This is a genomic window from Desulfobacterales bacterium, from assembly GCA_028704555.1.
GTDB lineage: Bacteria > Desulfobacterota > Desulfobacteria > Desulfobacterales > JAQWFD01 > JAQWFD01.
This window is the reverse complement of sequence record JAQWFD010000033.1, coordinates 36,625-45,254: the sequence shown is the minus strand read 5'-3', so window position 1 is coordinate 45,254 and position 8,630 is coordinate 36,625. Positions and strand designations below refer to the sequence as shown.

The 8,630-nt window shown below is 51.6% G+C and carries 5 protein-coding genes; 1 reads left to right on the top strand and 4 read right to left on the bottom strand.

Annotated elements, in window-relative coordinates; all coding sequences use genetic code 11:
- Positions 1 to 135: 135 nt before the first annotated feature.
- Positions 136 to 3,795: an AsmA-like C-terminal domain-containing protein gene (locus PHQ97_12165; GenBank protein MDD4393487.1), complete on the top strand. Its 3,660-nt coding sequence runs from the start codon at positions 136 to 138 to the stop codon at positions 3,793 to 3,795.
- Positions 3,796 to 3,868: 73 nt separating this feature from the next.
- Here the strand turns inward: PHQ97_12165 and PHQ97_12160 are convergent, their stop codons facing one another.
- The 4 genes from PHQ97_12160 to PHQ97_12145 all read right to left on the bottom strand — a co-directional run bounded on the left by PHQ97_12160 (position 3,869) and on the right by PHQ97_12145 (position 8,418).
- Positions 3,869 to 4,390: a hypothetical protein gene (locus PHQ97_12160; protein ID MDD4393486.1), complete on the bottom strand. Its 522-nt coding sequence runs from the start codon at positions 4,388 to 4,390 to the stop codon at positions 3,869 to 3,871.
- Positions 4,391 to 4,416: 26 nt separating this feature from the next.
- Positions 4,417 to 5,190: a zinc ribbon domain-containing protein gene (locus tag PHQ97_12155; GenBank protein ID MDD4393485.1), complete on the bottom strand. Its 774-nt coding sequence runs from the start codon at positions 5,188 to 5,190 to the stop codon at positions 4,417 to 4,419.
- Positions 5,191 to 5,418: 228 nt separating this feature from the next.
- Complete coding sequence (locus PHQ97_12150) at positions 5,419 to 6,366, bottom strand: 2-hydroxyacid dehydrogenase (GenBank protein ID MDD4393484.1); 948 nt, start codon at positions 6,364 to 6,366, stop codon at positions 5,419 to 5,421.
- Between the two features lie 141 nt (positions 6,367 to 6,507).
- On the bottom strand, positions 6,508 to 8,418 hold the full coding sequence (locus PHQ97_12145) for an ATP-binding cassette domain-containing protein (protein MDD4393483.1): 1,911 nt from the start codon (positions 8,416 to 8,418) through the stop codon (positions 6,508 to 6,510).
- Between the last annotated feature and the right edge of the window lie 212 nt (positions 8,419 to 8,630).

Sequence of the window (8,630 nt, the reverse complement as noted above, 5' to 3'; positions counted from 1 at the left end):
GTCGGGCGGCATGACTTCTCGTCGTTCTCCCGCGCCGGCGACCGGAACCCCGAGCGGAGTATCCTTGCAGCACGGGTCTTTGAGGACGGACCGTTCGCTGTCTTTGAGGTGACGGGGGAGAGTTTTCACTGGAACATGGTCTTCAGGCTTCAAAAAAAATATGCGGGCGCAATCGCCACAGTGGCAATCTGTACCGTATTCCTTTCTGCCCTGCTCGTATTTTCCGACTTCTTCCTGAATCGGGCGTCATTGACAAACAGAATCAAGGCCATTGCATCAACACGGCTTAAGACCGCCATAGAATTTGACAGACTGGAACTTTCTCTTTTTTTTACCCCGCACATTATCCTGAAAAACGTCGGGTTCAACACCGCAGACAAAGCCTCCGGGACTGTCCGTTCGCTAAAAGTGTATCCATCCCTGTTTCATCTTCTGAGAGGCAATATTCATCTGGCCAGAATTATTCTCGACTCGCCGGACATTTTACTCACCCTGCCCCGAAAAATGTCCCGGGAGCAACGCCCGCCGAACCATCCGACACCGACGGACAGCCTGGACAAAGCAACTACGCTGATAAGTCAAATTTTATCCCTGTTTCCGGATTCGGTATTTCACATGACAAACGGCCGGCTCGCCCTGATCGATCAGTCTGAAACCGTATTCCGGTTTGATGATATTCAGGCATCGGGAGATAAAGCAGGCGCCATCCGGCTCAGCTGCCGATCGAACCTGTTTGAAACGCTCAACGTTGAAGCAAGGAGGGTAAACCCCCGGCTGTTCAAAAACAGAGGGCGTATAGAGCTGAAGGACTTCCGTCCCCATCTGCTCACGCAATACTTTCAACCCGATGCGCCGCTCGGCATGGCTGACTCATCGCTTGATCTGGACATCCATTTTTTAACCGATGGCATCAAGGTTTTCAAAATTCAGACAAAGGGGGTGATTTCCAGCCTGACCCTGCTTAAAAAACAGAAAATTTTTTCTATAAACGGCGGGCGGGTGAGTGTTGACTGGTTCCGGAACCCGAAGCAGACACGTGTGCAGCTCAACAGCCTGGAGCTGAAGAACCCGAAGGCGACTCTGACGGGAAGCTTTGTCATGGATCATCAGTTAACAGAGACCCCCCCGGTGATGCTGGAGGTATCCGGAACAGAGGCTGATCTGACATCCATCCGGGATCTGACCCTCTTTATCTGGAGGGATCACCCGGTGGTTCAGAAAGTGTGCCGTATCGTCAATCAGGGAACGGCCCCATCTGTTTCGGTCACCTCATCCGGCAGGAGCATTTCAGAGTTGGGGGATCTTGACAATCTTGTCATCAAGGCGTCCGTGGATGAAGCCCGCGTCCGTCTTCCGCGAATCGGCTGGAATCTGCAGGAGGTGAAAGGAGAGGTCCTGATTTCCGGGGGCATTCTTGAAGGCAACGATCTTGAAGGCGCCTTTCAGGACTGCCGCACCCGCAACAGCGTTCTTCGCCTGGGACTGGCGGAAGAAGATTCGCAGTTTCACCTCGAACTCAACCTCGATGCGGATTTAGCCAACGTTCCTTCCCTGCTGAACGATGTCGTTCACAACGAGCCGGTCATACGCACCATCAACCGCATTCATGACCTCAAAGGAAGGGCGTCGGCCAAAGTCGTGCTGGGAGAAAGCCTGGATGATATTCAGACCATGATTGACGTAACGGACATGAATCTGTCCGCTGCCCCGGATTTTATCCCCTTTCCTGTCAAAATTGAAACCGGCCGGGCCAGATACCAGGGCTCTGCCGTCACGTTCAGTCACTTACGCGCAACGGTTGATAAATCCTATGCAAGCGATCTCTCCGGGCAGATCGACTGGCAAAACCAACCTTTTCTTGATATCCAGTCCGGAGAAACCCGGATCTCCCTGACGGAAGTATATCCATGGATTCAATTGTTTGGCCCGTTGAAACGCATGAACCTGCCGGTCAAAAAGTTGAGCGGATCTGTAAAACTTTCAACCGCGAATTTAAAAGGGCCGCTTCAACACGCCGATCAGTGGCAGTTTAATGCGGCAGGGAATATTGATCAACTGGTCATGACATCCGATATATTTGACTTGCCGATAACCTTTACCGGGGGGACACTTCGGTCTGATCAGAACAGCGTATCCTTTTACGATTCACGCATTGGCATTCTGGACGCCTCACTGACGGCATCAGGATCCTTGTCCGGTTACCTGACGACCGACATCCAGAGCGCAACGCTGACCGCCACGGGCGATATCGGTAAAAAATCGGCTCAATGGCTTTCCGACATGACGCACCTCCCGGTAACGTTAAATCTTGACCATCAGATTTCCATATCCCGGTCTGAACTGTCCTGGGAAAAGCAGAAGCGGTTTTCATTAACAGGTGATATTGTCTTGTCTGACGGTCCCCGGATTTCCGCAAATCTGGTAAAAACCGCCGATAAACTGAAAATCAGCCGTCTGAAGATCGAAGACGATATCTCCAGTGCCGTAATGAAAATCACATCACACGACCAGACACAGGACCTGTCATTCAAGGGAAACCTGGAGAAATCGACAATCGATCAGATCATCCGGTCTGCCCCCTTTGTTCACGGCGGAGTTCAAGGCGATTTTCAGGCCCATCTATCCCGGCAAGCGCCATTGACATCCAGCCTGACCGGACAGTTCAAGGCCAACGATCTTGTGATACCGCTTGCCAGCCGTCCCGCGATTTTAATCCGGCAGGCGTCGATTCAGTCACAGGCAAACCGGCTTTATGCTTCATCCGCGACATTGAGCTGGGATGGTTTTCGATATAATGTTCAAGGAAATATCGACTGGTCGCCCGAAGGCGTTCAGTTTGATATGGATCTTGCCTGTGACGAACTCAACGTGGACAAGCTCATTCTTTCACTATACAAAAGCGTTGAATCCCCCGATGAGAAACCGAAGGACGGCAGGGCAGATATCACTTCCATTCCCTTTCACGGCACCCTGAAGGTCAATGCAAACCGGTTGATGTATGGAAGCTATACCTGGTCTCCGTTTCTGGCCAATGCATTGCTCAGCGACAATGAAAACCTGATCACCGTTACCCGGGCCAACCTGTGCGGTATCGATACCCCCGGAAGTTTTTACATATCACCGCAAAACATCCGGCTGACTGTCATGCCATCTTCCAAAGCCAGTCCTCTGGACAAGGCCGTTTCCTGTCTTCTGGACAATAGAATTCGCGTTGACGGCACATTCGACGCTGACGGACAAATCACCACCGAAGGAAGGCGAGATGAATTGACCCGCTCACTGCAGGGAAAATTTGAATTTAACGCCCGGGACGGTCGCATCTATCATCTGGGCCTGATGTCAAAAATTTTCTCCGTCATTAACATTACAGAGATATTTGCGGGCAACCTGCCGGATCTGGCCAAAGAAGGATTCGCCTATGATTCCATACATGCCAAAGCCACTATCAAAAACGGAATTTGCGACATCGATGAATTGATTGTTGACGGAAGTTCCATGAAAATTGCCTGCATAGGCAGTATTGATCTCGAAGCCAGAGAAACAAACCTGACCGTACTGGTATCGCCACTGAAGACAGTGGATCGACTGATTGAAAAACTGCCCCTGATCGGAGGCATTCTCGAAGGCACACTGATCTCCATTCCGGTGCAGGTAACCGGCAATCTCAGCAATCCGGTCGTCGTCCCGCTTTCACCCGTCACCATCGGAACACGGGTTCTGGAACTGATGAAACGGATTCTTAAAGCTCCGGTTAAAATCATTCAGCCTTTTCTGCCAGCTGAAAAATCGGAATAATCCCGCTCCATTCCGGGCTGGAACTCCCCATCGGTGTCCATCTGTTAAAAACCGGATTCATGGACGGACACGGCTATCTGAGTTTTATTTCCTCAAGATATTGTTTTACCCTGCCGACCGTCGCGACAAACATCTTCGAGCCGGTCATGACCGTAAACACATCATCCGCATTCCCGCAGACCCTTGCAAATTCAGGTCCTATAACGACAGCGGGCTCGGGCGCATCGGTTTTTTTGGCCATGGCATCCACGTACATATCCAGACGATCTTTCAGAATCAGAAAATAATCAATGGTCTTTCCGATCAACAGCCCGCTGGTTTCTGATACCCCCTGTGAAAATTCATGAACCGACTTCCAGTAAAGCGCTGCAAACCGGCTCTTCTGATGGCAGTTTTCAAGATAATAGGATATGCACCACCCGGCACTGACAATTTTCAGCAGCTGAAGTTCATATTCAACGGTAACCCGTTTGATATCAGCCTCTTTGGGCAGACTCGCCATGAGTATTTTTACATCCTCCCGGTCAATCGCAAAGCTGAACAGATCCTCTGCCGCTTTTTCAATTCCTGTTTTTTCCTTTTCTGAGGTTTCCATATATGACCATTTCCCGGTTTGGCTGGTTATCGGTTAGGGCCGAAGCCCTTAACTGGCTGACCCGCAGATATTTTATATTGCTTAAAAAGCAGATAACCGCCCCATATGAACGATGCGATCATCAAGGTGATTCCTATGTTATGTGAAATACTTGCCACCGTATGATCATAGCGAAGCATACCCAACTCATTCAGTATATATTCCCAGTCATGAAATCCGTAGGGTGAGCTCGGCCCGGTGTTTCCTCCTAACAGCGGCATTGACAGGGATCGGGCATCATTCATATACGGTGCCATATCCATCCAGTTTTCTGCAAACCACCAGAGACTGAATGAGGCTGCAAAGGTATCTTTTGTTTTAACGACAAACACGATAAGACATATCAGCGGCATCAGCAGCTGGCCGATACTTCCTCCGAGAGATGTCATTAATCTGCCCAAAGGCCTGAAAAATATATGCCCCGCTTCATGGAAGGGCAGATTGACCAGATGCCAGAACGAATAGCCCGCATAATTGGCTTCAAGGGGCGAAAAAATGAATTTCAATCCCCATATAAAAAATATTAAAAAGAACAGTACCCTGGTATAAAAAATAAACGGATTGATTTCATCCGGCACATAGAGCAGTAAGTTTTTGACCAGATTCCGAAAATTGGACACATCTTTTTCATCTGTCACGGGCAGTTCTTTCCCAACGAGTGCTGCGTCATAGTATTTCAAATACTTTTCATATACAATCCCGCAACGCATGCATTCTGTCGTGTCATCGGGTTGTTCAAAACTGCATTTCGGGCATTTCATTCCTCTGCCTCTTCAACCTTTTTCGGTTTCTTCGCAAAAGCACTCATACCCCTCATTGACTTCTTTGATACCATGCAATAAATGGGGCAACGTCGAAAAAATCTGAACCAGCCCAAACACGGCTACCCCGTGATGAACTCCTAATTTTCTGATAACCGCAAGCATGTTTTCTTCAATTTGTTTCTGCAAATTTTTAACATTATCAACCTTGCACCGGACCGCAGCACTTCAGTTTTTCACATATAACGGTTCCTGGTTTTTCTCCACCCTGCGGATATTTTCGGCCACGGCCCGGACAATCCCCCTCATGGAGACATCGGTAGAGCCAGCAATATGCGGGGTTGCCAGTACATTATACTTGAAAATCGGATCATCCGGATCAGGCGGCTCTTCCCAGAAGACATCCAGGCCGGCACCGGCCAGTCTGCCGGAGGCCAGGGCTTCCGCCAATGCGTCGCGCTCTACGAGGCCGCCTCTTGACAGATTGATTAAATATGCATTTTCTTTCATCCATGAGATCGAAGAGCGATTGATCAGATATTTACTCTCAGCTGTACAGGGAAGGCACAGCATCACAACATCCGATCTTTTCAGGAGGATATGCAGGTCTTCAGCGCCCCCGACCCATTCCAGATCCAGTTCCTGCATGGCCTGTTGGCTGCCGTGATGTTTGATGCCGATCAAATGCACGTCAAAGGCCCTGAGCCTTCTGATCAGGGCTTTGCCTATGCCGCCAAGGCCTGCCAGTCCAACGGTCAGCCCGCTCAAGGCCCGCCCCTGTGGCTCTCCCATCTTCCGGTTTTCCAGGCTTTGTGCCATACCCCGGATATTCCTGGACAGGCCGATCATCATATATATCCCCAGCTCCGCCACAGAGTCGGCATTTCCGGAAATATCCGTGGGGACATTGGCCACCCGGATGTTCCGCTTCCGGGCCGCCTGCAGATCAACGCCCTCTATTCCGGAACCGCATTGCTGGATGAGCCGCAGGCAATCACTTTTCTCAAGCAGCGCTTCGGTAACCGGACACATGGTGGGAATCAGGACATCGACCCCGGTCAAATGGTCGACTCCGAACCGTCCGGTGGCCTCAAACTGATGCCGGGGAAGTTCAGCCCGGATCATGTTTAAAAAGCCACCCCAGGCATTTTCCGAAGCAGCAAAAAGAATATTCATCTGATACTCCCGTAAAAAAAGGCTAAGGGCTAAGGGCTAAGGAGAAAAAGTCATGAGTCGTGAGTCGTGAGTCGTGAGTCATCTGAACTCTGACCTCTGTCCTCCGACCTCTATCCTCTGTCCTCTGACCGCTGACCTCCGTCATTTGGTTTTCATTTGCGAAAGCTTCAGAGAAAGCTCCTCCAGCTGTTCCCACCTTGCATAGGCCGCCGTCAGGTCCCTCTCCAGGTCATCCAGACTGGCCTGCAGACGCCCGATTTCGGTTCCCGCGGTCTTGTACATATCCGGCTCGGACATGGCGGTAAAAAGCGCTTGTTTCTTCGACTCGAGCGCTTCAATGATATCCGGCAGTTGTTCGAGTTCACGCTGCTCCTTGAAAGTCAGCTTTCGGGGGCCGGAGGGAGCGCTGCGGGGTTTGTCCTTTTTCAGCGACTTCACTGCAACATTTTTTTCCTCCTGTGGCCGCTGACGCATCCAGTCGTCATAGCCCCCCACGTATTCCTGCACCCTCCCCTGCCCTTCAAACACCAGCGTGGAGGTGACGACATTGTTCAGAAACGCACGATCGTGGCTTACCATAAGGACGGTACCCTCATACTCGACCAACAGCTCCTCCAGCAGGTCCAACGTTTCGACATCCAGATCATTGGTGGGCTCATCCAGAACCATTACATTGGACGGGCGGGTAAACAGTTTGGCCAGAAGGAGCCGGTTTCGCTCCCCACCGGAAAGTCGGGTAATGGGAGCCCGGGCCTGAGCGGGAGAAAACAGAAAATCCTGCAGATAGCCGATAATGTGCCGCGGCTTGCCGCCCACGAAGACCGTGTCACCGTCCTCGGCCACATTCTGCTGCAGGGTCCGGCTTTCATCGAGCTGAGCCCTGAGCTGATCAAAATAGGCCACCTCCAGACGGGCGCCGTGCCGGACGATACCGCTTTCCGGCTTGATCTCTCCCAGCAGAATCCGCAGCAGCGTTGTCTTTCCGCAGCCGTTCCGACCGATGATCCCCACCTTATCACCCCGCATGATGGTGGTGGAAAAGCCGGAGAGTATGGGGGATTCGCTGTAACCAAATGAGATATCATCGGCCTTAATGACGAGTTTGCCCGATTTCTCGGCTTCCTGCTTCACAAGACACACGCTGCCGCTCCGGGCACGACGCTGCCGCACCTCTTCACGCATCTGCATCAAGGCCCTCACCCTGCCCTCATTCCGGGTTCGCCGTGCCTTGACTCCCTGTCGAAGCCAGATCTCTTCCCGCCGGACGTGCTTGTCAAACTCGGCGTTTTGCACATCTTCACTGTCGAGCTGCTCCTGCTTCCGTCTGAGGTAAGTGTCATAGTTACCGGGGAAGGATCTCAGAGAGGCCCGATCAATTTCAACGATCCGGGTGGCCAGCAGCTTGAGCAAGGCCCTGTCATGGGTTACGAAAAGCAAGGTTTTTACCGAGCGAAGCAGGAAATTCTCCATCCAGATAATGGCATCGATATCCAGGTGATTGGTGGGTTCATCCAGCAGCAGGATATCGGGATCATTTACCAGTGCCCGCGCCAGAAAGACCCGGCGTTTGAGCCCGGCAGAGAGGACTCCGAATGAAGCCTCTTCATCCAGGTCCATACGCGATATGATCGTCTGAACCTGCTGATGCAGGTGCCAGGCGCCAACCGTCTCGAGTTCATGTTGAATCTGGTTCAGCCGTTCCAGAACATCCTGATCAAAGCATTTTCCCAGTTCATGGGTGAGCCGGTTGTATTCGCCGAGCAGTGCGGCATGATGCGGCTGACCGGATGCCACGACATCATAGACGCTTCCCTCCAGGCCAGGGGGGACTTCCTGCGTCAACAGGGCGGTTTTCAGCCCCGGAGCCTTTGCTACCACACCGCTGTCAGGCAGCATCTCCCCATGAAGCAGCTTGAGCAGCGTGGACTTGCCGGTACCATTGCGACCGATCAGACAAATCCGCTCCCCCTGTTCGATCTGAAGATCCACATTATCGAACAGCGACGGATCGCCAAATCCGAGGTTTACATTATTTAAAGCCATCAGAGCCATAACATATATCCTGTCGTATGAAAGACGCGTTGCCGCCAGCGGCATGCATCATTTTGGATTCAATCTTCCCCGGAGGGTGACCGGAAACTCATCCGTATGAACCGGTCTTTTTTTAAAAAATCAGGGTCTGATCATAACTGCGGCCATATTTTGCTGTGCGTAGCCTCGGAGTCCCGTCCGTTGCCGGATCGTGCTCAAAAAGCTGGCAATGG